Source organism: Kitasatospora sp. NPDC029367 (assembly GCF_055569135.1).
Genome location: NZ_JBVHYH010000026.1, coordinates 24350 through 51204, shown reverse-complemented (window position 1 = coordinate 51204; position 26855 = coordinate 24350). Strand labels below are relative to the sequence as shown.

The 26855-nt window shown below is 74.6% G+C and carries 18 protein-coding genes; 7 read left to right on the top strand and 11 right to left on the bottom strand.

The window, feature by feature from the left end; translation table 11 throughout:
- The first annotated feature begins 84 nt into the window (after window positions 1–84).
- Together ACZ4W5_RS16800 and ACZ4W5_RS16795 are read left to right on the top strand one after the other, a co-directional pair.
- A complete protein-coding gene (locus ACZ4W5_RS16800; RefSeq protein WP_465655198.1) occupies window positions 85–627 on the top strand; it encodes a MarR family transcriptional regulator in 543 nt (180 codons plus the stop codon).
- A 316-nt stretch (window positions 628–943) separates the two neighbouring features.
- Window positions 944–1087 carry a hypothetical protein gene (locus ACZ4W5_RS16795; protein ID WP_465655196.1) on the top strand — a complete coding sequence of 48 codons (144 nt, stop codon included), beginning with the start codon at window positions 944–946 and terminating at the stop codon, window positions 1085–1087.
- 122 nt (window positions 1088–1209) lie between these two features.
- Here the strand turns inward: ACZ4W5_RS16795 and ACZ4W5_RS16790 are convergent, their stop codons facing one another.
- The gene (locus tag ACZ4W5_RS16790) at window positions 1210–2553 is read right to left on the bottom strand and encodes a hypothetical protein (protein ID WP_465655194.1); all 1344 of its coding nucleotides are present in this window, start codon (window positions 2551–2553) and stop codon (window positions 1210–1212) included.
- A gap of 162 nt (window positions 2554–2715) precedes the next feature.
- On the opposite strand from ACZ4W5_RS16790, the gene ACZ4W5_RS16785 reads away from it, so the two are divergent.
- Window positions 2716–3009 carry a hypothetical protein gene (locus ACZ4W5_RS16785; RefSeq protein WP_465655192.1) on the top strand — a complete coding sequence of 98 codons (294 nt, stop codon included), beginning with the start codon at window positions 2716–2718 and terminating at the stop codon, window positions 3007–3009.
- A 147-nt stretch (window positions 3010–3156) separates the two neighbouring features.
- Here ACZ4W5_RS16785 and ACZ4W5_RS16780 read toward each other — a convergent pair whose 3' ends face one another.
- From ACZ4W5_RS16780 to ACZ4W5_RS16735, 10 genes are all read right to left on the bottom strand, one after another.
- Window positions 3157–4488 carry a helix-turn-helix domain-containing protein gene (locus ACZ4W5_RS16780; protein WP_465655190.1) on the bottom strand — a complete coding sequence of 444 codons (1332 nt, stop codon included), beginning with the start codon at window positions 4486–4488 and terminating at the stop codon, window positions 3157–3159.
- 402 nt (window positions 4489–4890) lie between these two features.
- A complete protein-coding gene (locus tag ACZ4W5_RS16775; protein WP_465655188.1) occupies window positions 4891–5199 on the bottom strand; it encodes an acyl carrier protein in 309 nt (102 codons plus the stop codon).
- A gap of 81 nt (window positions 5200–5280) precedes the next feature.
- A complete protein-coding gene (locus ACZ4W5_RS16770; RefSeq protein WP_465655186.1) occupies window positions 5281–10422 on the bottom strand; it encodes an amino acid adenylation domain-containing protein in 5142 nt (1713 codons plus the stop codon).
- A complete protein-coding gene (locus ACZ4W5_RS16765) occupies window positions 10419–15830 on the bottom strand; it encodes an SDR family NAD(P)-dependent oxidoreductase (protein WP_465655184.1) in 5412 nt (1803 codons plus the stop codon). Before ACZ4W5_RS16765 ends, ACZ4W5_RS16770 begins: the two co-directional genes overlap by 4 nt.
- Window positions 15827–16675 (bottom strand): thioesterase II family protein, encoded by an 849-nt coding sequence (locus tag ACZ4W5_RS16760; RefSeq protein WP_465655182.1) that lies wholly within the window; start codon window positions 16673–16675, stop codon window positions 15827–15829. Before ACZ4W5_RS16760 ends, ACZ4W5_RS16765 begins: the two co-directional genes overlap by 4 nt.
- Window positions 16672–17475: an ABC transporter permease gene (locus ACZ4W5_RS16755; protein WP_402481782.1), complete on the bottom strand. Its 804-nt coding sequence runs from the start codon at window positions 17473–17475 to the stop codon at window positions 16672–16674. Before ACZ4W5_RS16755 ends, ACZ4W5_RS16760 begins: the two co-directional genes overlap by 4 nt.
- The gene (locus ACZ4W5_RS16750; RefSeq protein WP_360239499.1) at window positions 17472–18239 is read right to left on the bottom strand and encodes an ABC transporter permease; all 768 of its coding nucleotides are present in this window, start codon (window positions 18237–18239) and stop codon (window positions 17472–17474) included. Before ACZ4W5_RS16750 ends, ACZ4W5_RS16755 begins: the two co-directional genes overlap by 4 nt.
- Window positions 18236–19198 carry an ABC transporter ATP-binding protein gene (locus tag ACZ4W5_RS16745; protein ID WP_465655180.1) on the bottom strand — a complete coding sequence of 321 codons (963 nt, stop codon included), beginning with the start codon at window positions 19196–19198 and terminating at the stop codon, window positions 18236–18238. The genes ACZ4W5_RS16750 and ACZ4W5_RS16745 overlap by 4 nt, the downstream gene beginning before the upstream one ends.
- A complete protein-coding gene (locus ACZ4W5_RS16740) occupies window positions 19191–20048 on the bottom strand; it encodes an SDR family oxidoreductase (protein ID WP_465655178.1) in 858 nt (285 codons plus the stop codon). The genes ACZ4W5_RS16745 and ACZ4W5_RS16740 overlap by 8 nt, the downstream gene beginning before the upstream one ends.
- Window positions 20049–20182: 134 nt before the next feature.
- On the bottom strand, window positions 20183–21238 hold the full coding sequence (locus ACZ4W5_RS16735; protein WP_465655176.1) for a serine hydrolase domain-containing protein: 1056 nt from the start codon (window positions 21236–21238) through the stop codon (window positions 20183–20185).
- Between the two features lie 260 nt (window positions 21239–21498).
- On the opposite strand from ACZ4W5_RS16735, the gene ACZ4W5_RS16730 reads away from it, so the two are divergent.
- From ACZ4W5_RS16730 to ACZ4W5_RS16715, 4 genes are all read left to right on the top strand, one after another.
- Window positions 21499–23841: a lantibiotic dehydratase gene (locus ACZ4W5_RS16730; protein WP_465655174.1), complete on the top strand. Its 2343-nt coding sequence runs from the start codon at window positions 21499–21501 to the stop codon at window positions 23839–23841.
- 70 nt (window positions 23842–23911) lie between these two features.
- Window positions 23912–24913, top strand: coding sequence for an amino acid--tRNA ligase-related protein (locus ACZ4W5_RS16725; protein WP_360239511.1), 1002 nt, complete (start codon window positions 23912–23914; stop codon window positions 24911–24913).
- A gap of 2 nt (window positions 24914–24915) precedes the next feature.
- Complete coding sequence (locus tag ACZ4W5_RS16720) at window positions 24916–25965, top strand: hypothetical protein (RefSeq protein ID WP_465655172.1); 1050 nt, start codon at window positions 24916–24918, stop codon at window positions 25963–25965.
- Complete coding sequence (locus ACZ4W5_RS16715; protein WP_465655170.1) at window positions 25956–26810, top strand: class I SAM-dependent methyltransferase; 855 nt, start codon at window positions 25956–25958, stop codon at window positions 26808–26810. Before ACZ4W5_RS16720 ends, ACZ4W5_RS16715 begins: the two co-directional genes overlap by 10 nt.
- The last annotated feature ends 45 nt before the right edge of the window (window positions 26811–26855 follow it).

Sequence of the window (26855 nt, the reverse complement as noted above, 5' to 3'; positions counted from 1 at the left end):
CATAAGGTGCAAGATGCTGTGCGGCTTATGCAAACTCCTCCGCCGGCACTGCTGCCGCTCCTGCGCACCCCGTTCCAGGGGGAGATGCTGGCCTGGCTGTATCTGCATCCGCAGGAAGAGACCTCACTTGCCGACATTGCCGCACGCTTCGGGGTCTCGACCGCAACCGCCAGCCGCGAGGCGGACCGGCTGGTTGAGGCCGAACTGATCACAGAGCGACGGCTCGGAAACCTCCGGCTGCTGCGGGCCAACGCCACCGGGCGGCTGGCAGGCCCACTGACCGAGCTGTTCGCCCTCACCTACGGTCCGATCGCCGTGCTCGGAGATCTGCTGCTACCGCTCGCCGGCGTAGAGGAAGCCCACATCTACGGCTCCTGGGCCGCCCGTTACACCGGGGAGGGCGGCGGGGTACCCAACGACGTCGATGTCCTTGTGGTGGGTACCCCCGACGAGGACGAGCTGTACGAGGCTGCACGCAAGGCGGAACGTCTGCTCGACCGAGACGTCAACGTTCACCGGATCTCGTCGGCCCGCTGGCACGAGCCGGGCACGGACCCGTTCCTCACGGGCGTCAGAAGTCGGCCGACGGTTCAGCTCGAAGCGTTCGAAAGGAAGCACAAGGGATGAAGTGGCAGCAGGGCCGCGCCGCAGTCGAAAGCATGTTGGCGCGCAAGGAACTGGAGCGCGTACCCGCGAGCCGGGAGCAGGCCGACAACCTGCTGGCCCAAGCGTCGAACCACCTCAAGGCAGCAGAGGCGGTCGCTTCCTTCGATGCGATCGGCGCCTACCAACTGCTGTACGACGCAGCGCGGAAGGCGCTGGTCGCGGTCTTGGAGAACCAGGGGTTGCGACCGACCAGCCGAGGGGGCACATCGCGGTCCTGGAAGCGGTCAGTGCACAGCTCGATCCACCTCTTGGGGCGACTCTCAGGCCCTTCGACCGCATGCGCCGACGTCGGAACCAGGCGGAGTACGCGGATCTGGACGCACCCGAGATCGAAGCCCAGGACGTGGCCAACGATGTCCCGAAGGTGAAGGCGATCACCGAGCTTGCTCAGCGCGTCCTGGACGAGATGAGCCCTTTCTGACGCACTGCGGTCACCGATCGAGTCGATCAGATCCGAGTTCCTCGGCCTGCCGCCAGATCTTCTGCCCCTCGGCCCACCGGTGGATGGGGAGGATCACTGTGCTGAGACGCATGGCATCGACCCTAGCCGGATGACATCCCGTTCGTCCCAGTCGCGAGGCTGAGCCGAACGCCGTGCGACGTGCCCAGCGGGTGGGGCGGGTGGGGCGGGTCGAGGGCGGCGAGGCGGGAGAGCGGGACGGGGAGCGAACGCTCCTCGCACCAGGCGAGCAGGATGGCGATCGGCACGCCCCGTTCACGTCGGGCGCGCCACACCAGCTGCGGCAGGTCGTCCGGCCGGGTGTCCGAGGCGCGCCGGAGGAACCAGCGCCGGCCGGTCGCCAGACCGGCCCGCAGGGCCACGACCTCGCGGTGGACCAGGGCCAGCGCGTCGGCCGGGAGCGGAGCGAGCCCGAGCGGGGCGCGGACCGCGGCGTCCGCGAGCGCGGCGGCGGTGACCAGGCCCTCGGGGCGGCCGCCGGCCAGCAGGACCTCGGTGGCCGCGCGTCGGACGAGTCGGCGCACGACGTGGGAGGCACCGCGCGGCCCGGGAGCGATGCCGCCGCCGAGGAGCAGCGCCACCGTGCAGAGATGGTCGGCGACGACCTCGACGGCGGCCCGACCGCGCGGTCCCGCGGACAGCTCCGGGAAGGCGCCGTCGATGCCGTCCACCAGGGGCCGCAGCGCCGGGAGTTGGAGCGACGACCGGACGCCGGCCAGGACGCAGCCGACCGCGGGCTCCAGCAGCACCGCTTCGAAGACCGCGCGTCCCGGCCGTGCGGCGGACCGCCCCCGCCCGGACTCCTCGTCACCGGACCGCCCAGCGCCGGACCGCCCAGCGCCGAAGCGGCCATAGCCGAGCAGTACGTAGCGGCCGCAGGAGCAGCCGGGCCGGCAGTGCGCGGAACAGCCCGGCCCGACCGGGGATTCCAGGGTGAAGCAGGGCCCCGACCGGGCGCCCAGCCGCCGCGGCGTCCCCGGCGGCAGCCGGTCGACGACGGCTCGCTCGCGGATGCCGACTTCGCTCAGGGCGCCCGGTAGCGGCTCGGCGCCGCCCTCGTCCGGCGGGCCCGGCAGGATCCCGGCGGCGAGCGAGCCGCGGTCCACGCCGCATTCCTCCAGCGCACCGAGCACCTCGTCGAGGCGCCACGCCCGCGACCGTCCCTCCGTGTGGACCGCACCGACGACGCGCTGCGCGGACGGGGGCGAGGCGATCGGCAGGGCGTCGATCCGGCTGGTGTCGAAGCACCAGGCGAGGGTGGCCGCGCCGCCTCCCTGCCGGGGCACTGCGGAGAGCAGGTGCTCCGGCCAGTCGGGCGCGGACGGAGTGTCGAACGGGGCGCCGCCACGGCGGAGCGGCGGCGTCGCCCGCGGAACGGCGCGGCGATACCCGCGCCGGGCCAGCCCGTGCATCAGGGACTGAGCCACCCACGGCGTCTCCGACTCGCTCGCCGACATCCCACCCCCACCTTGTGACTACTTTATTGACAATGCTGACTAACTACATGACTAGCTGTCAAGTTTTCTCTCGCCGCACACCCAAAACGCCACCGACCTGCACAGATCACCCAATCATCCGTCGCGACCGGGGTGGCAAAACAGGACAAGCAGACCGAAAGCAGAACCAATCACCGCTTGACCCAGACTCTTGACAGCTCTTGTCGAGTGCTGTCAATATCACCCCAAGCTAAATCCGGCTGGTGGAAATTCTTTCATTTTGCAAGTGGGGAAAAGATCGTGCGCAAGGCTCTTTCGACTGTTCTTCTGGTGATTGCGGCCTTCGTGGCGGTGACGGTGGTGCCGGCCGAGGCGGCCGGGACGCACCCGGCGGCGGGCACCGTCGTCTCCGCCGCCGGCGTCGCCGACATTCCGCTCTGCTGCTGAGCGGCGGCGGACGCACGGACTGACGTCCGGGGATGGGAAAAGCCGCAGGGGCGGACCGTCGGAGGACGGTCCGCCCCTGCGGTGGCGGTTCCAGCGGGTGGCCAGCGGGTGGTGGGCAGCGGTCGCGGGTCAGCGGTCGTCGGCCGGTCAGGCCCGGGGCAGCAGGCTCCCGGCCGGGAGGATCCGGCCGTGCTGGCCCAGGCACCGCATGCCCTGTCGGTACGCCCAGATCGCGCGCTCCGGCTGCCCGGCGGCCTCCAGGATCTCGGCCAGCTCGGACCAGGCGGCGGCCGCCTGCCGACCCGCTGACGAGGCCTCCAGCATCAGCGCGCTGCGCTCGTACGCCTCCCGGGCCGCGACCTGGTCGCCCTGGGAGAGCCGGGCGGCGGCCAGCACCAGGAGAGTCCTCGCGCTCTGCAACCGGTGCAGCGGACCGAGCAGGCCGAGCGCCTTCTCGGCGTGTTCGACGGAGGCCGCCGGATCGCCGCTGCGCAGCTTCACCCGGGCCATCGCGGTCTCGCAGTAGGCGAGGTCGATGTCGCTGCCCACGTCGGACAGCGCGCTCGCGCTCTGCGTCAACAGGCCCTCGGCCAGCGCGATGTCCGGCTCCTCGAACTCCAGCAGGACCGCGGCGTAGGCGTTGCGCAGCCGGGCCAGCGCCCGGGTGTCGTCACCCTCCGAGTAGATCGCCAGGGCCTGCTCGATGAGTTCCACCGCGTCCGCCGTCCGGCCGTTGCGGTGCATCGCGACGCTGGCGTTCCACAGCGCGGCGCCGAGCGCCTTCCGGTCGGAGACCTGGCCGGCCTTCTCGATCGCCCGGGCGGCCAGGTAGCTCGCCCGGTGCAGGTCGCCGCGCTCGCAGTGCAGGCCGACCAGCGTCGACAGCAGTTCGATCCCCGGGCGGGTGGGCGCGAGGTTCAGCCGCTCGATCTCCGTCACCGCCTCCTCGGCGATGGTGATCGCGTGGGAGAGGTCGCCCAGCTCGCGGTAGCAGCGGCAGAGCGCGACGGTGACGGGAAGCCCGGTGACGAAGTCACGGGACCGTTCCGAGGCCGTCCGCAGTCCCTCGTACCGTGCGGCGGCCTCCTCCAGGCGCCCGACCCGTTCGAGTGACTGCGCGATCCCGGTCTCGGCGGCGAGCCAGAGGGCCGGCTGGTCGTCGCGGTCGATGGTGTCCTGGATGCGCTCGTACTCGGCCAGGGCGGCTTCCGGCTCGCCGTTGAGCGCCGTCATCTCGGCGTACTTGAGCGCGAGGTCGATCTCCTCGGCCCGGGACTCGGTGACGCCGACCAGGTCGGCGACCTCGCAGTTCAGCCGGCCGGCCAGGTACTGCACGACGTCGGCGGAGGGCGTCCGCTTGCCGGCTTCGAGCAACGAGACGTAACTCGGTGAAAGCTTGGGGCCGGCGAGTTCGGCCTGGGACATGCGGGCGGCCCGCCGCAGCCGCGCCACGCGTACGCCCAGGTCTTTGTCGTTCACGATTCACTCCTCGGCTCCGAGCACTGCGAAGGCAGGTCGTGGAAGAATTGTGGATTCTTTTCGCGAATCCGGGTCGGATTCCCGGGAAACGGGCGGCGGCAGTGGCTTGGCATTCCGGGGGCCGGGCCGTTTCGGCGGGTGGCGGTTCGAGCGGCGGCGGTTCGCGCCGGGACCGCCGCAGTGACGGGCCCCCGAACGCCCGATGGGGTGAACGGGCCACCGGCCACCGGTGGTTCAGGGGATGATGCGCCGGTCGACGAGTCGGTCCGAAGCGGCGCCGGGCTCGCTGATAAGCACCCTGGTTTCGCCTGCATGATGACCGCCCACGCCTTCCCTGACCGTGCAGCCCCCGCATTCGCCTGAGATTCGAAGCATAAAGATACCAGCTAGTCAAGAAAGCTGTCAAGCTACCCCGGATCCCACCGAATTAATGGCCGGGGCGGCCTCGGCGATTTCCGGTGCCGGCGCATTGGCGACCAGTTCGGCGAGCGTTTCGACATACGGATCGGCGAAGACGTCGCGCAGGCTGATGACCAGGCCGAACTCCGTCTCCAGCCATGCCGTGAGTCCCAGGGCGCTCTTCGAGGTCAGCCCCAGGTCGAAGAGGTCGGCCCGGGCGAGCTCCCGGTCGGCCAGGGTGTCGGGCAGGTCCAGCATGCGCCGGACCTGGCGGGCGATCCGCTGTTCGACGGCGTCGTGGGTGTGGTCCATGAGGTCGGGCTCCTTGCAGGGGACGGGGTGGGAGGGGTCGGTTCCCGCGGTGCGGGGAGGGGTCTTCGGCCCGGCCACGGCTCAGGCACCGACCGGGAGCGCGCCGATCCCGGCCCGGGCGGCCCGGCGCAGCGCGCGGGCGTCGCCGGCGGCCGCCACCGGAACGGCGGGCCGGACGGCGGTGACCCCGGGGGAAGAGGACTCGGCCAGCGCCTCGGCCAGTCGGCGGACCGTCGAGTGCTGGAAGACCATCAACGGCGAGACGTCCGCGCCGAGTTCGGTCCTGATCAGGGCGTGCAGCCGGACGGCCGCGAGCGAGCTGCCCCCGAGGTCGAAGAAGTTGTCGTCGAGGCCGACCCGCTCCGTCTCCAGGACGCGGCACCAGAGCCGGACCAGTTCCTGCCGCAGGCTGTTGCGGTCGGCGGCGGACGGGCCGCTGCCGAGCGCCGGAGCCGCCGGTACGACCGCCGCGGCCGGGACGGCGGCCGGGACGGCGGACGCGACGGCGGACGCGACGGCCGGGACCGCGGCCTGCGCGGCGCTCGCCCGCAGGTCGACCTTTCCGTTGGGCGTCAGCCGCAGCGCCGGGACGATCCGGACCTCCTCCGGCAGGTGGCCGGCCGGCAGCCGCTGCGCGAGTTCCGCCGCGACGGCGTCCTCAGTCAGCGCGGCCCCCGGCGCCGGGACGACGCAGGCGACCAGCCGGGAGAGCCCCGACGCATCGGTCAGCGCGCCCGCCGCCGCCTGGTCGACGCCGGGCACCAGTCGCAGCTCGTGGGCGACCTGCGCCGGTGAGACCCGGTTGCCCCGGACCTTCACGATCGCCGCACTGCGGGCGACGAACGCGACCGTGCCGTCCCAGCGGAGCCGGCCGAGGTCGCCGGTCCGGAACAGCGCGTGGCCGGGTTCGCCCCACGGATCCGGCCGGTAGGCCCGGGCGGTGGCGGCCGGTTCGTCCAGGTAGCCCAGGGTGAGCAGCGGCCCGCGGACCGCGATCTCTCCGATCCGGCCGGGCTGCACGGGGTTGCCGTCCCGGTCCAGCACCAGCAGCTGGGCCTCGACCGCGCCGGCGCCGAGCAGTGGCTCCGGGCCGCTCGGCCGGCCGGGCTCCCGCTCGTGGCAGCTCGCCACCTGGGGCGTCTCGGTGGTGCCGTAGACCGTCAGCACGCGGGAGGAGGGCGCGGCCGCCCGCCAGGCCTCGACCGTGGCGTCGGTCAGCAGGTCGCCACCGAAGCAGGCCAGCCGGACGTCGGGCACGCTCAGGCCGTGGGCCCGGGCGGCGCCCGCGACCATCGCGCCGACCAGCGGGGTCGCGTGCACCACGGTGATCCGCTCGTCGGCCAGCCAGCGGACCAGTCGGTCCGCGTCGAGCCGGGTCCGCGCGGGCGGGACGACGGCGGTGCCGCCGTTCCACAGCGGCAGCAGCAGGTCGCGCAGCAGCGGGTCGTGGGAACGCCCGGAGAGCACGCTGAAGCGGTCCCCGGCCGTGATCCCGTGGTGGGCGGACCACCGGTCGAGGAAGGCGAGCAGCGGGGCGTCGGTGCCCAGCACCAGCCGCGACCGGCCGGTGGAACCCGAGGTCGGCAGGACGTAGCAGGGCTCGCCGCCCGCCCGACCGGCCTCCGGCACGCGCCGGACGGGCAGTTCGGTGGTGCGGTCGACCGGGACGACCCGGGGGCCGTCCGACTCGCAGTGGACGGCCCAGTGCGGGCGCGCCAGCGCGGTGAGGTCCTCCCGCCAGGCCCGCGGGTGCTCCGGGTCGACCGGCAGCACCACGCCGCCGGCCCGCCAGACGCCGAGCAGACCGACCGCGAGGTCGCGCCCGTGCGCCTCCCGCAGCTCGACCAGCTCGCCGGGGCCCAGCCCGGCCCCGCGCAGCAGATCCGCGAGGGCGTCGACCCGGTCGGCCAACTCGCCGTAGCTGCACGCACCCCGCTCGTCCCGCAGGGCGACGGCGTCCCGGGGGTGACCGAGGACGCGCTCCAGCAGGGCGCCCCGCGCTCCCCCGGGGCCGGGGCGGACCGGCTCCGGCAGGCTCCGGCGCGGGACGGCCGGAGCGGGCAGCTGCCGCGCCGTCCAGCCGGCCACCGTCCGCACCACCTGGTCGAGCAGTTCGCCGGCCCACGGCCGTTCCAGGCGGGCCGCGTCGAAGGCGAGGTCGAGGGTCAGGCCGCCGGCCCGCTGGTCGACGTAGAGCGACAGGTCGAACGGGAGGCCCGGCAGCGGCGCGCGCCGCCGCTCGGCGGCCACGGCGTCCAGTCGCAGGCCGCGCACCGGGAAGCTCAGCGCGTTGAACCACACCGAGAAGAGCGGCCGGGCGGGCCCGCCGCGCTCGGCGGCCAGCGCCGCGACCACCTCGTCGTACGGGAGGTCCTGGTGCAACTGGGCCTCGGTCAGGGCCTGGTGCGCGCTACGCACCAGGTCGGCCGGGGAGCCGTCCGCGGACACGTCGAGCCGCAGCGCGACAGTGGCGTTGAAGAAGCCGACCGTGTCGGTGGTGTCGGCGGTGGTGCGCCCGCTGAGCGGGGCGCCGACCACCAGCTCCGAGCGGTCGCCCCACCGGCCGAGCACTGAGCCGAAGGCGGCCAGCAGCACCGTGGCGGGCGTCGTGCGCAGGCTGCGGGCCAGCTCGCCGACCGCCGCCGCCAGATCGTCGTCCAGGGTGGCCGAACGGCGCTCGACCCGCGGCTCGCCGCCCGGCGGTGCGAGCGGCAGCCGGGGAGCGGGCGGGGCGTCGCGCAGGACGCGCCGCCAGTACCCGGCCTGCTCGGCGGGCACCGGCCGGGCCGCCTCGCGGGCACTGAACTCCGCGTAGTCGAGGGCGACCGGCGCGAGCTCGGGGGCGCGGCCCGCCGCGCGGGCGGCGTAGCACTGCGACAGCTCCGCCCAGAAGACCTCGACCGACCAGCCGTCCAGGACCAGGTGGTGCGCGACCAGGACCAGCTGGTGAGCGTCCCGGCCGGTGGGCAGCAGGACGCACCTGACCAGCGGGCCGGACCTGAGGTCGAACCGGGTCCGGGCCAGGCGCTCCGCGCTCTCGCGGGCGGCCTCCTCGTCCAGCGGGCCGGGGAGCACCTCCAGGCCGGCCATCGGACGGGGGTGGACGACCTGGACCGGGCCGTGCGGGCCGTCCCGGAAGGTGGTGCGCAGCGCGTCGTGGCGCCCCAGCACGTCGGTGACGGCACGACCCAGGGCCGCCCGGTCGAGCGGGCCGGTCAGCGACCACAGGTCCACGACGTTGTAGTCCACCTGGCCCGGAGCCAGCTGTTCCATCAGCCACAGCCGGCGCTGGGTCGGCGCGAGCGGCGCCTCCCGGACGGGCGCCGCACCGGGCTCGGGCCGGTCGGGGCGCGCGGGCCGACCGGGCGCATCGGGCGCATTGGGCGCATCGAGCGCGTCGGGCCCGGCGCCGAGCGCGTCGATCCGCGCCGCGAGGGCGCGCGCGGTCGGCCCGGCCAGCAGGTCGGCGATCCTGATCTCGGCGCCCAGCCGCTCCTTGACGCGGACGAGCATGCGCGCCGCGACGAGCGAGTGGCCGCCGCGGGTGAAGAAGTCGTCGTCCGGCCCGACCGCCGGGTCGTCCAGCAGTTCGCGCCAGATCTCCACCACGGCGCGCCCGGTCGGCGTGTCCGGCGCCGAGGCCGGAGCCTGCGCCGGCACCCCGGGCTCCGGAGCCGCCCGGTCGGCCAGCCGGGCGAGCAGCGCCGCCCGGTCGAGCTTGCCGGACGGCGCCAGCGGCAGCCGCTCCACCGGCACGATCCGCGCCGGCACCATGGCCGGCGGCATCCGCTCGGCCAGCGCCGCACGGATCTGCGCCACCCGCGGCAACGCCCCGGCGGGGTCGGCGAGGAACGCCGCCAGCTGGGTCGCCCCGGCCGCGTCCCGGAACGGGAGGACGGCCACCGGCCCGCCGCCGAGCGCCGCCGCGAGCTGTGACCGGACCTCCTCCGGCTCGATCCGCTGGCCGCGGATCTTCACCTGGTCGTCGATCCGGCCGTGGTACTCCAGTTCGCCGTCCGGGCGCAGCCGGACCAGGTCACCGGTCCGGTAGCGGCGCCCGCCGGGCCGGGCCGGGTCGGGCAGGAACGAGCGCGCCGTCAGGTCGGGCCGGCCGAGGTAGCCGCGGCCCACCCCCGGGCCGCCGATCCACAGCTCGCCCACCGTGCCGGGCACGACCGGGCGGCCCTCCTCGTCCATCACCTCGATCGTCGTGCCGGCCACCGCCGGGCCGATGCTGACCGGCCCGAGCGGGTCACCGGCCCGGGTGATCGCGCAGCTGGCGAAGACCGAGCACTCCGCGGGGCCGTAGAGGTCGACGACGTCCGCGGTGCACCAGCCGCGCAGGTCGGCCAGCAGCGCGGGCGGCAGCGCCTCGCCGCCGACGACCAGGATCCGCAGGCCGTCGAGGGCGCGGAAGTCCCGCTGCTCCATCAGCACGGCCAGCATCGACGGCACGAACTGCGCCACCGTCACGTTCGCGGCGCGCATCTCCCGCACCAGGTGGAGCGGGTCCGCGTGCAGTCCCGAGGGCACCACCCGCAGCCGGGCGCCGCAGGCCAGCGGCCAGAACACCTCGGCGACGGAGTAGTCGAAGGCGTACGCGGTCTTGTGCAGGGCCACGTCCCCGCCGTCCAGCGGCAGGTGCTCGGCCAGCCAGCGGATCTTGTCGACGATCGCGCCGTGTTCGTTCAGCACGCCCTTGGGGCGGCCGGTGGAGCCGGAGGTGAACACCGCGTAGGCGGCGTCCCCGGCGCCGGCCTCCGGCAGCCGGACGGCGCCCGCCGGGGTGGCGGCGAGCGCGTCGAGGTCCGGCGCGGGCAGGCCGGGCGGGACCGCGGCCATGGGCACCGCGCGGTCGACGACGACCAGGCGGGCCCGGGAGTCCTCCAGCATGCCGCGCAGCCGCGCGGCCGGCTGGTCCGGGTCGAGCGCGAGGTAGGCGCCGCCGGCCCGCAGCACGGCGAGCACGGCGACCAGCACGTTCTCACCGCGCGGCATCAGGACGGCGACGACATCGCCGGGGCGCACCCCGTGCGCGACCAGAGAGCGGGCCGCCCGGCCGCTCTCCGACCAGAGTTGACGGTACGTCAGGCTGCGGTCGGCGCCTTCCAGCGCGACGGCGTCCGGGGTCCGGGCGACCTGCTCCGCCACCAGGGCGTGCAGGGTCCGGGCCGGGCCGGGCGACGGCTCGCCCGGCACGAACGGCTTCGGCACGGCGGTCACCCCCTGCTCCCCACGGCGGCCACCAGCTCGGACAGCGTGGGGTGGTCGAACAGGGCGGAGATGGGGAGTTCCACGTCGAGTTCGCCGCGGATCCGGTCCACCAGCTGGACGGCGGCCAGGCTGTCGCCGCCGGACTCGAAGAAGTCGTCGTCCGGACCGCCCTCGGTGCCCAGGATCTCGGCCCACAGGCCGGTGATCCGCTCGTCGAGGCCGCCCCGGCCCGAGCCGGCGGCCGGTGCGCCGGCCTGAACCGCCGCGTCCGCCGTCCCCGTGCCCGCCGCCCCAGTGCCCTGTGCCGCCGAGTCGGGTGCCGCCGTTCCGCCGCCCGCCGAACGGACGGCGGCTGCGGTGAACCGACTGGTCCGGCGCAGCTTCTCGCGCAGCCCCTCCGGTGCGACGACCACCTGCGGGCCGAGGTCGGTCGCCAGGAACGCCTCCAGCAGGGCCGCCCCCGCCGCGACGCCCAGGAAGGAGTCCTGGGTGACTCCCGAGGAGCTGAGCGGGGCGCTGCGCGCCGCGTCGCCCGCCGAGCGGATGTTGCCCGCCACGGTCGCCCGGTCGACGTGCCACAGCGTGAACCCGGTGACGGTGACCACCTCGCGGCCGCCCTCGTCGATCAGGGCGATGTCGCGGACGACCGCCCCCTTGGGCTGCTCGGCCCACGGCCGCACCAGCGCCGTCACCCGGGCCGGCAGCGGGCCCCGGACCACCAGCTCGCGGTAGCTGAACGGCAGCGCGTTGACGCCCTCCGGCAGCGGCAGCAGGAAGGAGGTGGCGCAGTCGAGCAGGGCCGGGTGCAGCAGGTTGGCCGCCGTGTCGCCGCGGTGGGCGGCGGGCAGGGCCAGTTCGGCCAGCACGGTGTCCGTGCCGCCGCTGACCCGCTCGACGCAGTGCCAGCGCGCGCCGACCGTCATCAGTCCGGAGCCGTCGTTGAGCCGGGGCCCGGCCAGCGGCACGGTGTGCGCGGCGCGCAGCGCCACCAGGTCGTGCCGCGGCGCCGTGTCCTCGTACGGCGTGACCGTGCCGCCGGCGTGCTGGACGGCGGTGCGGGCACCGTCCGCCCGGGACTGCACGCGGAACCGCCAGCCCGCGCGGGCGGGTTCGAAGGCGATGGTCAGGTCGAGCGGCTCGGCGATCGCCAGCGGCGCGGTGAAGGCGACGTCGGCCAGCTGCACCGGGCCGGGGTGGAAGGTGCGGACCGCGCGGAGTACCAGTTCCAGGTACCCGGTGCCGGGGAGCACCGGGGTCTCGCCCATGCGGTGCTCGTCGACCATCCAGACGTCCGGGGCGAGCCGGACGGTGAAGGCGCGGCCCTCGCCCTCGGCCGGGGCGGCGGCCAGCTCCGGCTCCCGGTTCGGGCGGTCGACGTGGAAGCGGGAGTGCCGGGCGGCGGCCTCCACCGCCATGCCGGCCCCGTCCCAGGACGGCCAGTTGACCGACAGGGTGCGGCCCGGCCGGCGGCGCGAGCGGTCGTGGGCGAACGCGTCCAGGAAGGCGTTGGCGGCGCCGTAGTCGGACAGGCCGAACTGGCCGGTGACGGCGGCGACCGAGGAGTACAGGACGAAGGTCCGCGGCTCGTCGCCCAGCACCTCGTCCAGCAGCAGGGTGCCGTTGACCTTGGGCCGCAGGACCTGCTCGGCCGCGCCGGCGTCCTTGACGGCGAGCATGCCGCCGCCCGCGAGCCCGGCGGCGTGGATCACCCCGCGGATCGGGCCGAGGGCGCTCCTGGCCTGCTCGACGGCGGCGGTCAGCGAGGCCCGGTCGGCCACGTCGGCGGCCAGCGGCAGCACCCGGCAACCGGTCGCCTCGATCCGGCGCACGGCGTCGACGGCGGCCCGCTGACCCTCGGTCAGCGCCCCGGCGTCGGTCCACTGCGCGCGGTCCGGCAGGCCGGAGCGGCCGAGCAGGGCGATCCCGCCGGCGCCGCGGGCGGCCAGCCGCTCGGCGGCGACCAGTCCGAGGGCGCCGAAGCCGCCGGTGATCAGCCAGGCGCCGTCGCCGACGTCCGCGAGAGCGGTCCCGCCGGCGGGCGCGGCGGGCTCGGGCACGCTGTGGAAGGCCGGGTGCCAGAGGCGCCGCCCGCGCAGCGCGACCCGGGTGAACTCGGTGCCGTCGTCGCCGTCCAACAGCGCCCGCAGCGCCTCGGCCGCCACGCGGTCCTCGCCGCTCAGCGCCTCGGCGGGCGCGTCGACCACCCGCGCGCGCAGCTGCTCGTGCTCCCGGACGGCGCTGTGCAGCAGGGCCGCGACGGGCGCCTTGCCCGGTTCGACCGGTTCGGTGCCGGAGACGTCCCAGAGCTGGTCGGCGAGCACGGTGATCCGGACCGGGCGGTCCGGGCAGTGCCGGGCGACGTCCTGGACGATCCGCTGGGTCGCCCGGAAGCCCCGGTCGAGCCAGTGCCGGGCGGCCCCGCCCGCGCCGGCGCCCTCCGGGGCCGGGCCGGTGAGCCAGAGGTGCAGGATCTCCAGCGGCTCCCGGTGGTCGCGCAGGTGCGGCCGGAGCGCGGCGCTGAGCCGCTTGGGCTCCACGTCGTCGGCCTTGACCAGGTCGGCGGTGATCCCGGCCGCGGCCAGCCGGTCGAGCACCGGCGCGGCCTGCCCGGCGTCGTCGGCCAGCACCAGCCAGCGGCGGTCCGCCGGCAGCGGCCGCGCCTCGGCGGGCTGCGCCTGGACCCAGCCGGGGACGGTGATCCGGTCGTTCTCGGCCGGCGCCTCCTCGGCGGTCCGCGGCCCGGCGTTCGGGGCCGGGGCCTGGGCGGCGGGCTTCGGGTCGGGGGAGATCCAGTACCGTCCGCGGTCGAAGACGTAGCCGGGCACGGCGACCGGGGTGATCTCCTCGTGCTCCAGCAGGGCGCGCCAGTCGACGTCGAGTCCGGCCTGCCAGAGGGCGGCGACCGCCCGGTAGAGGACGGAGGCGGCCGGGACGTCCTCGCCGCTCGGCGGCAGCGAGGCCAGCGGGCGGTGCCCGGCGGCCGTCCGGACCCGGCGCACCAGCTGGGTGAGCGCCTGGCCGGGGCCGACCTCCAGCAGCACGGCGCCCTCGACGGCGGCGGCGCGCTCGGCGCCCTCGCGGAACCGGACGGGGCTGCGCAGCTGCTCGGCCCAGTACTGCGGGTCGGTGGCCTGCTCGTCGTCGATCCAGTCCCCGGTGACGTTGGAGACCCAGCGGACGGTGGGCCGGTTGCGGGTCAACTGCCCGACGAACGCTGCCAGTTCCTCGGCCGCGCGGTCGGTGGCGGGGGTGTGGAAGGCCCGTTCGACGTCGAGGGCCACCCAGCGCCGGCCGAGCGCGGTGAGCAGGGCGGTCAGCTCCTCGACGGCCTCGACCGAACCGCCCACGGTGCAGCTGCGCTCGCCGTTGTCGGCGCTGAGCCAGACGTCACGGCCCTCCAGCAGCGGCGCGGCCTCGGCGGCGGGCATCGCCAGCGCGACCATCCGGCCGGCCGGCGCGGCCGCGAGCAGCTCGCCGCGGCGCACCACCAGGCGGGCGGCGTCGGCGAGTTCGAAGACCCCGGCGAGCGCGGCCGCGGTGATCTCGCCGACGCTGTGGCCGATCATCGCGACCGGCTGCACGCCCCAGGAGGCCCACAGTCGGGCCAGCGACCACTCCACCGCGAACAGCGCGGGCTGGGTCAGCGCGGTGTCGCGCAGCCGGGCCGCGGCGTCGGGCGCGCCCTCCAGCAGCACGGCACGCAGCGCGTCGGCGACCGCCGGTCCGAAGTGCTCCAGGCAGCGGTCGAACTCGGCCCGGAAGACCGGCTCGTGGGCGTACAGCTCGGCGGCCATGGCGGGGTGCTGGGTGCCCTGCCCGGGGAACATGAAGACCGCGCCGGTGGCCGGGGTGCCCGGCTCCTGGCCGCGGGTCGCGAGCTCGGCGAGGGCGTCGGCGAGGGTGGCGCCGTCCTCGCCGACCACGGCGAGGCGGTGGCGGTGGCGCAGCGGACGGCGCTGCAGGGTCCGGGCCACCCGGTGCAGGTCGGCCTCCTCCTCGGCCAGGTGGGCCGACAGCCGCTCCGCCATGCCGCGCAGCGAGGCGGTGGAGGCGGCGGCCAGCGGGAGCACCACGGTGCGCCGGCGCTGCGGGCGCGGTGCGACGGGCACGGCCGCGGGCGGCTGCTCGATCAGGACGTGGGCGTTGGTGCCGCCGATGCCGAAGGAACTGACGCCGGCGATCCGGGGGCCCTCGATCGGCCACGGTCCGGCCTGGGCGCGGACGGTGAACGGCGTCCGCTCCAGCTCCATCAGGGGGTTGGCCTCGGTGAAGTTGGCGGTGCCGGGGGCGATGCCGCGGTTGACGGCGAGCACGGCCTTGATGAACCCGGCGATGCCCGAAGCCGGGCCGAGGTGGCCGATGTTGCCCTTGGCCGAGGAGAGCAGGCAGTAGCCGGTGCGGTCGGTGTGCGCGCGGTAGGCGCGGCTCAGGGCCTGGACCTCGATCGGGTCGCCGATGGCCGTGCCGGTGCCGTGCGCCTCCAGGTAGCCGACCTGGTCGGCGGCGACGCCGGAGACGGCCAGCGCCTCGTACACGGCGGCGAACTGGCCCTCGGCGCTGGGCGCGGCGAAGCCGGCCTTGCGGTTGCCGTCGTTGTTGACGGCGGAGCCGCGGATGGTGGCGAGCACCCGGTCACCGTCGCGCAGCGCGTCGGCGAGCGGCTTGAGCACGACCGCGCCGGCGCCGTCGCCGAAGATCGTGCCGTCGGCCGCCGCGTCGAAGGGGCGGCACCGGCCGTCCCGGGAGAAGATCCCGCCGTCCACCCAGCGGTGCCCGCCGCCGTGCGGCAGTTCGAGCTGGACGCCGCCCGCGACGGCGACGTCGCACTCGCCGTTGCGCAACGCCTGGCAGGCCAGGTGCAGCGCGACGAGGGAGGTGGAGCAGGCGGTGGCGACGGTGAACGCGGGGCCGCGCAGGTCGAGCTTGTAGGAGACGATCGTGGCGATGTAGTCGTTGTGGTTGCCCGCCTGGATGCCGACCTCGCCGTAGTTGCGCACGGCGGCGGCGTTGCGCCGGACGTTCAGCTCGGCGTAGCGGTTGGTCGCGCCGCCGGCGAAGACGCCCACCGAGGTCGGGCCGTCGGTGCGCACGCCCGCGTCCTCCAGGGCGCCGTAGGCCACTTCGAGGAAGATCCGCTGCTGCGGGTCGCGCAGTTCGGCCTCCCGGGGGGTGAAGCCGAACAGGCCGGCGTCGAAGCCCGCGACGTCGTCCAGCAGCGGGGCCCGCTTGACGTAGTTCGGGTCCGCGATGGCGGACTCCGGGACGCCCGCGTTGCGCAGGGTGTCGTCGGACAGCTCGGTGAGGCTGACGGTGTTGGTGAGCAGGTTGGACCAGTAGCTCTCGACGTCCGGTGCGCCGGGGAGGCGACAGGCCATCCCGATCACGGCAATGCGGTCGTCGTCCGCGACGCGGTTCATCGGATACCTCCAGGACTGGGTGCCGCCGTGGGCGGCGGGCAGGAGCGATCGGCGGGGGCGGGCGCGAGGTCGTCCGCCAGCTGCCGGGCGATCGCGGCGAGCAGGGGTTCGGTGGCGTGGCCGAGCAGGTGGTGCGGCCCGGGGAGGGTGTCGCGGCGGTGGCCGCCGGTGGTCCAGCCGGACCACCCGGGCCCGTTCGGGTCGAGGACGCGGTCGCGGTCGCCGCGCAGTTCCAGGACGGGTGCGGCCACCGGGCGGGCGGCCGGCTCGGGCACGGTCCAGGTCTCCAGGGCCCGGAAGTCGGCGCGGATCGCCGGTTCGGCGAGCGCGAACAGGGACCGGGCGGTCGGGGTGTCCTGGACGGCGCCGTAGCGGACCAGGTCGGCGAACAGGGCGGCGTCGTCCAGCAGGTGGGTGGTGCCGCCGACGGTGGCGTCCGGGGTCGGCGCGGCGGCGACGATCAGGCGCCGCACGTCCGTCCGGCCGTCCGCCTCCAGGAGCCGGGCGGTGCGGTAGGCGGCCACCGCGCCGAAGCAGTGCCCGAACAGGACCACCGGGCCGGGCAGCTCGGCGACCTCCCGGGCGGCGGCCGCGGCGATGGCGTCGACCGAGGTGAGCGGCGCCTCGCGCAGCCGGCTCTCGCGGCCCGGCAGGCGGACGGCGCTGACCGCCGTCCACTCCGGGAGCAGGCCGGGCCAGCCGGCGAACGGGGCGGCTCCGGCGCCGGCGTGGGCGAAGCAGACCAGGTTCACCGAAGCCGTCGCGGCGGCCGGGAAGCGGACCAGCGCGGGGCGGACCGGACGGGCGGTCGCGGCGGTGGCGGTGGCGGTGGCGGCGGCGCTCATGCCGACAGCTCGATCGTGCCGCGGCGCCGCTCGCCGGCCACCGCCTGCTTGAGCAGCACGACGCCGAGGACGGTCCAGGCCAGGCCGACCAGCACCTCGCAGCCGAGGCCGCCGAGCACGGTCGGCGCCGACGCGCCCGCGAGCAGGTCGCGCAGCGCCTGTAGGCCGTGGGTGAGCGGCAGCAGCTGGGCCGCCGCGGCGACCGGCGCGGGCCAGTAGTCGACCGGTACGTTCACCCCGCAGAAGGTCATCAGGGACATGTAGCCGGTGTTGAGCGCCAGCCACTGGAGCCCGGGGCGGCGCAGCACGAGGGCGCCGACCGCGGTGCCCAGCCCGTAGGCCGAGCAGCCGGCCACGGCGAGGAACAGCGGGACGAGCAGCACCTCGGGGAAGGGCATGGACAGCCGGAAGACCAGCGCCGCGACGGCGAACACGCCGGTGCTGCTGACGATTCCGACCACCAGGCAGTAGGCGCCGCGCGCCAGGTAGCTGAGCGCGAAGTCGGCGGGCGCGGCGACCTGGAGCGCCAGGGTGCCCTGGCCGCGCTCGCGGACCGTGGTGGTGATGACCACCATGGCCTCGATGCAGACCACCACGGCCGCGTTGCCGACGGCGAGGTAGCGCACCCGGTCGTCCGAGCCGGAGAGCATGCCGATGGTGCCGAAGAACAGGACCTGGGCGATCAGTCGCAGGAACCAGCCGAACAGCCAGGTTCGCCAGGTGTAGAAGGTGGTCAGCTCACGGAAGCCGATCCGGGAAGCGGTGGTGACGACGGAGCCCCACCGGGTGAGCGCGTTCACGACAGCCCCACCGTGCCCTCCGACTTGAGACGGGTGATCATCCGGTCCACCAGGACGGTGCCGGCGGCGTAGGCGACGGCGCCCAGGAGCAGCAGCGCCGCGAGCCGCCAGCCGAAGTCCGCGACCGGCTCGGGCCGGGTGGCCGCCCGCAGCAGGTCCGCGGCCCAGGAGAGGTAGACGACCTTGCTGAGCGGCTGCAGCCAGCCGGGCAGCAGGCTGACCGGCACCAGGACGCCGCCGAGGACGTAGCACGGGTAGCCGAGCGCGTTGGCGTAGCGCCGGGCGGAGCCGGCGGTGACGAAGACGGCGGCCAGGACGGTCGCGGTGCCGAGGGTGGCGAGCGCGGTGGCCGCCACGGTGCAGACCAGGAGCCAGGGGTGGTGCACCGGCAGCGAGACGCCGAAGAAGGCGGTCGCGGTGAACCAGGACTCCGCGAAGGTCACCACGCCGAGGACGGCGATGGTGGCGACCCGGCCGGTGACCAGCCGGGTGAGCCCGGCCGGCGACCCGAGGAACAGCTCCAGGGTGCCGCCGCGCTTCTCGTCGTCGACCACCGAGCCGGCCAGGTCGAGCGAGACCAGCCACAGGCCCATCAGGGCCGGCGCCAGGACGGCGTAGGCCTCCAGGTCGGGCCGGTCGGCCTGCCGGACGGAGGACAGGAAGATCGCGGTGAAGAACGGGATGGTGGCGAAGACCAGCAGGTGGCCGGCGTTGCGGCGGAACAGCCGCAGTTGCAGCCGGGCGCCGGTGAGGATCTCGGTCATACCGTCAGCCCCCGGTCCCCGATGACGTGCAGGTAGACGTCCTCCAGGGTCGGCAGCGAGGTGCGGACCGTGGTGACGTCGGCCTCGACCAGGGCGCGCAGCACCGGCTGGACGGCGCCGGCGGCGCTGGTGGCGATCCGGATCCAGCCGTCGGGCAGATCCTCGATGCCGGCCACGCCGTCGAGTTCGGCGATGGCCCGGCGCAGCCCGGCGGGCACGTCGCGGGCGTCGACCCGCTCGTGGGCGGTGATCCACCGGCCGACCTCGGCGGGGGCCTCGGTGCCGATCACCTGGCCGCGGTCGACCAGGGTGACCCGGTCGCAGACCGCCTCGGCCTCGTGCATGTCGTGGGTGGTCAGCAGGATGGTGCGGCCCTCGGCGCGCAGTTCCCCGACCAGGCTGCGGAACTCCCGCGCGGCCACCGGGTCCATGCCGACGGTGGGCTCGTCGAGGAAGAGCAGTTCGGGGTCGCCGACCAGGCCGCGGGCCAGGTGGAGGCGCTGCTTCATGCCGCGGGACATCCGGTCCACCTGGGTGTCGGCGCGGTCGCCGAGGCCGACCCGCTCCAGCAGCGCGGTGACCTTCGCGGCGCGGTCGCGGCCGGCCACCCCGTAGAGGGCCGCCCAGTAGTCCAGGTTCTCGCGCGCGGTGAGCCGGCCGTAGAGGCCGCGTTCGCCGCCGAACACGATGCCGATCCGCCGGCGCAGGGCGCGGGCGTCGGCGGCGACGTCCAGTCCGAGCACGGTGGCCGTGCCGGCGGTGGGCAGCAGCACCGTGGAGAGGATCTTGACCAGGGTGGTCTTCCCGGCGCCGTTGGGGCCGAGCAGCCCGCGGATCTCACCGCGCTCCACGTCGAGGTCCAGGCCGCGCAGCGCGGTGACGACCTGGCCGGCCTCGCCGCGGCGGCGGCCCTTCGGGTAGGTCCGGGTCAGTCCCCGGACCTCGATCGCCCTACTCACTCTTGGTCGTCTCCTCGTGCTGTCGCGGGGTCGCCGCGGCGTGGTCGAAGTTCAGGTCCCCGCTGGGCAGGGGGAGGGAGATGCCGCCGTCCACCGGGAGGTTCACCCCGGTGATGTGCCCGGCTGCGTCGGAGCAGAGGAACAGCGCGGCGGAGGCGGAGTCCTCGGGGGTGGCGAGCCGCCGCAGCGGGGTGCGCAGCCGCTGGCGCTCGAAGGACGGCGGGTGGTCGGGCCGGCCGACCGCCATGCCGCCGACCGCGTTCTCGGTGGGCGTCGGGCCGGGGCCGAGGGCGTTCACCCGGATGCCGTACCGGCCCCACTCCGCGGCCCAGGTGGCGGTGAGGGCCACGACACCGGACTTGGCGGCGGCGGCGTGGGCGAAGTAGGGCAGGCCGCGCTGCGGGTCGGTGATCGCCACGTTGAGGATCGCGCCGCCGCTCTGCTCGATCATGTGCGGGACGACGGCGCGGGTGGTGTGGAAGGTGCCGTAGAGGTCGATCTCCACGACCGTCCGGAACGAGCGGGCGGACATCGTCTCGGCGGGCGACCAGAAGTTGGCCGCGGCGTTGTTGACCAGGACGTCGATGGTCCCGAACCGGGACACCGCGCGTGCCACGGCCGCCTTGACCGCCGCCTCGTCCCGGACGTCGCACACCACCGTGTCGTTCTCGATCCCGAGGGCGGTGAGCCGCCCGGCCGCCGCGGCGAGCCGCTCGGCGTTGCGGGAGGCGAGGACGACCTGGGCGCCGTGCAGGCCGAAGGCCCGGGCCATGGCGAAGCCGATTCCGGTGGCTCCCCCGGTGATGAGCACGGTCTGCGAGTCGTACAGGCCGGCAGTGAAATGAGGCATGACGCAGGCCCACTTCCGATCAGTTCATGACGGGTAGACATTACAAACGGTCATATTGACCAGTCAATATCTTCGGTCAAGGCGTTCCGGGCTGATTTCCGGGACGGCCGGGCGCCGCGTGGCGCCCGGCGGGCTCAGGCCGCGCCGGACCGGACCGCCCGGCCGAGGTCGCGCACGATCAGGTTCTCCAGCCGGCTGCCGCTGCCGCCCGGGGGCACCACGCTGCTGGAGAGGAAGGACACCGTCAGGTCCTGGTCGAGGTCGGCGACGACCATGCCGCAGCCGTAGGCGGTGTGCCCGGCGACCCGGGCGCCGGCCGGGGCGGAGTACCAGGCGCGGTCGGTGCACATGCCCAGGCCCCAGGCGAGGTCGAGGTCGCCGAAGTTGCGGTCGGGCAGCCCGGAGCGGTGGTCGGCGGCGAGCACGTCCACCGTCGCGCGGTCCAGGCCGAGGTCCGGCCACCGCTCGGGCGCCGCGAGGCAGTCGACCAGACGGGCCAGCTCGTTGGCCGGGCCCCAGGCGCCGGTGCCGGGCAGGTGCGGCGCGAGCACCTTCGCCGAGACCCGCCCGGTGGGCGCCTGCCGGCCGTCGACCTGCTCGAACAGGCCCACCGCGCGCGGCGGTTCGGCCGCCGGGGTGCCGGCCGCGGCGAACACCGTGCGGGTCATGCCCAGCGGCCGCAGCACCCGCTCGGCCACGTACTCGGCGTAGTCCCGGCCGGTCAGCCGCTGGACGATCTCGGCGAGCACGACCCAGGACTCCATGGCGCTGTACCAGCCGCCGCTGCCGGGTTCGCCGGTCAGCTCGACGGCGCAGGCCGCCTCGAAGGCCTCCCGGTGGCTCAGGCCCGAGTACGGGCGGTCGACGCTCTCCGGCCGGAACGGCAGCGCGTGCGACATCAGGTGGGCCAGCGTCGCCCGCTCCTTGCCGGCCACCGCGTACTCGGGGACCAGCTCGGCCAGCGGGGTGTCGGGGGCGACGGCTCCCGCCCGCAGCTGCTGCCCGATCGCGAGCGCGCCCAGCAGCTTGGTGCAGCAGATCCACGGCAGCAGGTCGTCCGTGGTCAGCGGGACGCCGGGCTCGACCTCGCCGTACGCCTCGTCCAGCAGCACCTCGCCGCGCCATGACACCTGGAGCTGGATGCCCAGGTGGGTGCCCTCCTGGATCGCCGCCAGGGCTCGGTCGCGCACATTCCCGATCGCCTTCAAAGCCTGTCCTCTCGTGGCTGTCGAATGCCTTGCGGGCGTTCACGATGCCAGCCCGGAAGAGTCTTCTCAAGGAGCTTGACAGAGTTTATTGACCATCGAGTCACATTCTGCGTATCGTTCCGGCCTGCCGGGTCGCGGAGCCGGGGCGGCCCCGCCGCAGGTTCCGCGCGGCAGGCCCCGCGCCGCACGCCCCGCGCCGCACGCCCCGACGCCATCCATCCGCTCCGACTGCGAGGACCGACATGGCCGAGTCACCCACCGACCACACCGTTCCGCTCGGCCGTACCGGCTGGCGCCTGTGGCGGGACGCGGTGCTGCGCAGTGCGGGCTTCTCGGCCGGCCGGATCCGGGCGCTGGCCGACCCCGAGCTGGCGGCCGCCGCCGACCGGGCCCTCGCCGGCACGATCGGCCCGGACGAGTACCGGCAGACCTACCGGGAGGCGACGGCGCGGCTGTCCGCGGCGGTGCGCGCCACGGCGGGCGAGCCGCGCTTCCGCGAGGCCGTCACCTGGCAGAACCGGCGCCTGGTCGCCGACTGCCTGGACAAGGCCGCCGCCGGTGAGCCGCGCAACGCGCGCGGCCGCTCCCACGAACTCACCGTCACCAGCTACCTGCAGCGGTACGCGCTGAAGAACGACACCATCGGCTTCTTCGGACCGGTCGGCTGGGCGCGCTGGGACGACCGGCCGCAGGCCATCGCCGTCGAGACCGGCGGCGGGACCGGCGGCGGGCCGGGCAACGGGGCCGGGATGCTCACCCACCGCACCGTCTACTTCGAGTCCTGGGCGATCGACACGCTCGCCCGGGCCCTCGCCGCCGACCCGGACCTCGCCCCCTGGCTGACGCCGCGCCGCTCGGCCGCCGACCGCCTCGGCGACGGCGTGCTGCACCGCGCGGGCAAGGGCGAGCAACCGCTCACCGCACGGGAGCACGCGGTGCTCGCCCGGTGCGACGGCCGCCGCACCGCCCGCGAGGTGCACGCCGCGCTGTCCGCCGAGGCGGCCGGCGCCGAGGCGGACACCCTGGCCCTGCTCGCGGACCTGCGCGAACGCGAGCTGATCACCCTCGACCTGGAGGGCCCGATCGAGGCCCGGCCGGAGCTGACCCTGCGGGCCAAGCTCGACCGGATCGACGACCCGGCGGTGCGCGCACGCGCGCTGGCCGTCCTGGACGGTCTCTGCCGCGCCCGCGACGCCGTCGCCGCGGCGGCCGGGGACGCGCAGGCGCTCGCCACCGCCATGGACGGGCTCAACGCCGCCTTCCTGAACGCCACCGGCGCGGCCGCCGAACGCCACCACGGACGCAACTACGCCGGCCGGACGCTGGTCTACGAGGACTGCGTACGGGACGTCGAGGTCCGGCTCGGCACCGAGCTGCGCGACGAACTCGCCGCCCCGCTCGGGCTGGTGCTGGACAGCGCGCGCTGGCTGGTGGGCCGGATCGCCGCCGAGTACCGCACGCTGTTCCTGGGCATGTACGACCGCTGGTCGGCCCGCAGCGGCGAGACCGCCATGCCGCTCGCCCGACTGCTGGCCGCCGCCACGCCGCACCTCTTCTACTCCGCCCGGGCACTGCCCGCCCCCGTCCGGACCGCCGTCGCCCAGCTCCAGGAGCGGTGGGCCCAGGTGCTCGGCGAGGCGGACGATCCGGGGCCGCGGCTCTTCACCAGCGAGCAGTTGGCCGAGCGGTTCGCGCGCGAGTTCCCGGCGGCGCCGCTGCCCTGGGCCGCCGCCGTCCACCACTCTCCCGACCTGATGCTCGCGGCGCCGAGTGCGGCGGACGTCGCCGAGGGGCGCTGGCTGGCCGTGCTCGGCGAACTGCACACCGCGCTCAACACCCTGGAGAGCCGGGTGTTCGTCGAGCAGCATCCCGACCCGGACCGGCTGCGCGCCGCGGACGCGGCCGACCACGCCGGCCGGCGGGTCTACCTGGTGCCGCCCAAGGACTGGCCGACCGTCACCTCCCGGCTGGCGCCGCCGTCCGCGCTGCTGTCGCCCGACTACACGTACTGGACGCTGCGTTCGCCCAGCGTCGAGCCGGCCGGCCCGGTCCTGGCGCTCGCCGACCTGTCCGTCCACCGGGAGGACGGCGCCCTGGTCGTCCGGTCGGCCGACGGCGGATTCCGCTGCGACCTGCTGGAGATGTTGGGCGAGGTCCTGTCCGGGGTGACGGTCAACAGCTTCAAGCCGTTCGCCGCGGCCGCGCACCGGCCGAGGGTGGTCGTCGACCGGCTGGTGGTCGCCCGGGAGTCCTGGGCCTTCGCGGCGGCGGATTTGACCTGGACGTCCGTGAAGGACGAGTCCGAACGATTCCTGGCCGCCCGGGCCTGGCGCGCCTCGGCAGAATTGCCGGAACGGGTTTTCTACCGTTCGCCCACCGAGGACAAGCCGGCGTTCCTCGATTTCGAGAGCCTCCCACTCGTCAACCTGTTCGCCCGCACCGTCCGCAGCGCTGCCGAACTCACCTCCGGCACCATCGGGTTGACGGAACTGCTGCCCGACCTGCCGGACACCTGGCTGCGCGACGCGGACGGCGACGGATACACCGCTGAATTCCGTGTCGTGGCCGTCGACAAGACTTTGTGACTAATCCGTTGACCATTGAGTCAAATTCTGAGTACTGTTCCCGCAACCTCACCTGAAAGGTGCCTCAGGAATGAAGCCCACTGCCGCGGTGACCGACCCGGACCGTTTCCTCAAGATCCTCGACGACCCGGCCATGCAGCTCCTGGTCCGCCTGCAGGACCAACTCCTCCACACGACGGCCGAGTTCTGGAAGGAGCGCCGCACGCTCAACCTGCACCTGCCGATCACCACCGGCTCGGTCTCCAGCCCGATGGGCCTGGGCAGCGACAGCCTGCCGGTCCAGATCGACCTGTTCGGCGAGAAGGTGTACCTGGCCGACTCGATGCAGTTCCTGCTCGAGTACGGCTGTCGAATCGCCCCCGAGGGCGCCTGGTACCTGATGCCGAGCTTCCGCGGCGAGGAGGCCGACAAGACCCACCTCAACCAGTTCTTCCACAGCGAGGCCGAGATCATCGGCGGCCTCACCGACGTCCAGGAGGTCGTCGGCCAGTACACCCGCACCCTGGCCCGCGCCGCGCTGCGCGAGTTCGAGAGCGAGCTGGCCGCGGTGGCCGGCACCGTCGACCACATCGTCCGGATGGCCGAGACCGAGGTCATCCCGCAGCTCACCGTCGACGAGGCCGTCGAGCACCTGGGCAACGACCCGGAGTGCGTGCGCCACGACCCGGCCGGCTTCCGCACCATCACCCGGGCCGGCGAGCGCCGGCTCATGGACGAGATCAGCCCGGTGCTGTGGCTGAGCCACTTCGACCACCTGTCCGTCCCCTTCTACCAGGCCTACGAGCCCGGCACGGACAAGGCCCGCTGCGCCGACCTGCTGCTCGGCATCGGCGAGGTCGTCGGCGCCGGCGAGCGGCACGTCGACGGCGAGCAGACCCGCAAGGCGCTCGCCCACCACGAGGTCGCCGAGGAGGAGTACGACTGGTACGTCCGGATGAAGTCCGAGCGCCCGATGCTCACCTCCGGCTTCGGCCTCGGCGTCGAGCGCTGGCTGATGTGGCTGCTGCGCCACGACGACATCCGCGACCTCCAGCTGGTGCCCCGCCTCAACGGCCTCACCCTGGCTCCCTAGTCGTGGCCGGGTCCGTTCTCGTGGCCCCCGCCCGCAGAGCGGGGGCCGACGGCGACACCGCGTCCACCACGGCGCTGCGGCGGCGGATCGCGGACGGCTTCGTGGCCGCCCACCCGCAGGCCCGGCAGGTTCCGGCGGTGCGCATCACCTCCGGCGCGGACCGCTCGGTCCACCTCGTCGGATCGTCGATCAGCGCGTTGAAGCCCTGGATCCCCGGGGGCATTCCGGACGGCGGGATCCTGGCGGTCCAGCCCGCCGTCCGGACGCAGAACCTCAGGACGCTCGGCGACTGCGTCACCCCGTTCGGCTGGGGCGGCCACTTCACCAACTTCTCGATCGTGCTCCCGGCCGGTTCCGGCACGGCCCCGGCCGAGCGCACGCTGGCCTTCTTCCTCGACCACTGCGGGTTCGCCCCCGCGGACGTGCTGGTCCGGGCCAGCCGGGAACACGCCGGCCTGTTCCCGGCGGTCGGGGTGTTCGCGGAGCACGTCCGGGTGGAGTGGGACAGCCGGGAGCCGCGCTACTACACGCACACCGTCGGCATCCCCGGCGTCCACGGCGTGAACTTCAACGTCGCGCTGCGCCACCCGGTGACCGGCGAGTACGACGACGTCGGCAACTACATCGACTTCGTGCCCGCCGGCACACCGGACACCGCACCGGACACCGCACCGATCACCGAGCCGTTCACCGAGGTCGGCTTCGGCGACACCACCATCCTGCGGGCCCAGCTCGGCCTCGACCACGTCCTGGACGCCTTCCCGTTCCCGGCCGGGCCGACCGACGACCGCTGGACCAACCGCCACCTCCAGGACGCCTTCCTGGTCTCGGCGGTGCTCTGGAACGAGGGACTGCGGCCGTGCAACCGGGACGCCAGGACCAAGCTCCTGCGCAAGTACCTGGAGGCCTGCCGCGCCGCCGTGACCCGGTCCGGCCTGGGCCGGTCGGAGCTCCGCGCCTGGCTGGCCGGCCTCTACGCGGCGGAGGGCTTCGCGCCGGCCGACCTCGACGGCATCTGGTCAGAACACCTGGAGGACAACCTGTGGACCTGAAGCACGACACCCCGACGCACGACACCCAGACCCACGACGCCGCGCCGAACGACGCCGCGCCGAACGACACCGCCGCGCGGTCCCGCACGTACAAGAACGTCGCGGCCGTCTACGACCTCGTCTACGAGACCCGCACCGAGGACGTGGAGTTCTACGTCGAGCAGGTCGTCAAGGCCGCACCGCGCCGGCTGGCGGAGTTCGGCTGCGGGACCGGACGGGTCACCCTGAAGCTGGCCGAGCGCCTGCCCGACACCCGGATCGTCGCGGTGGACATGGACGCCGACGAGGTCGAGGTCCTGGCGGACAGCCTGCGCGCCCGGGGCATCGACACGGTCGAGACCCACTGCGGGCTGATCCAGGACTTCGAGGCCGAAGGCCTGGACATGGCGATCGCCCCCTTCCGGGTGTTCCAGCACGTCACCGACCCGGCCGAGTTCGAGGCCTGCCTGACCCGGGTCGCGCGCAGCCTGCGGCCGGGCGGCGTCTTCGTCTTCGACCTGTTCAACCCCTCGGTTCCGCTGCTCGCCAAGACCGGCCGGATCGTCTCCCAGGTCTTCGAGGACGGCGACGGCAACCGGATCGAGCGCGTGGTCGACGTCAACGAGCGCGACCACTTCCGGCAGACCCAGTTCGTCGAGGAGGACTACACGGTCACCACGCCCGAGGGCGAGTCCTACGACCTGCACTGGCACTACCACACCCGCTACTACTTCCTCGGCGAAGTGGTTCCGCTCGTCGAGCGCGCGGGCTTCGAGGTGGTCCGGATCGACTCGGACTACCGGGGCACCCCCTTCGGCGAGGGCGAGTACCCGGGCGACCTCGTGTTCCACCTCGTCCGCAAGTAGCGGCGAGCAGCGGCGAGCCCGCACCCAACGACAAGTCAAGCCACC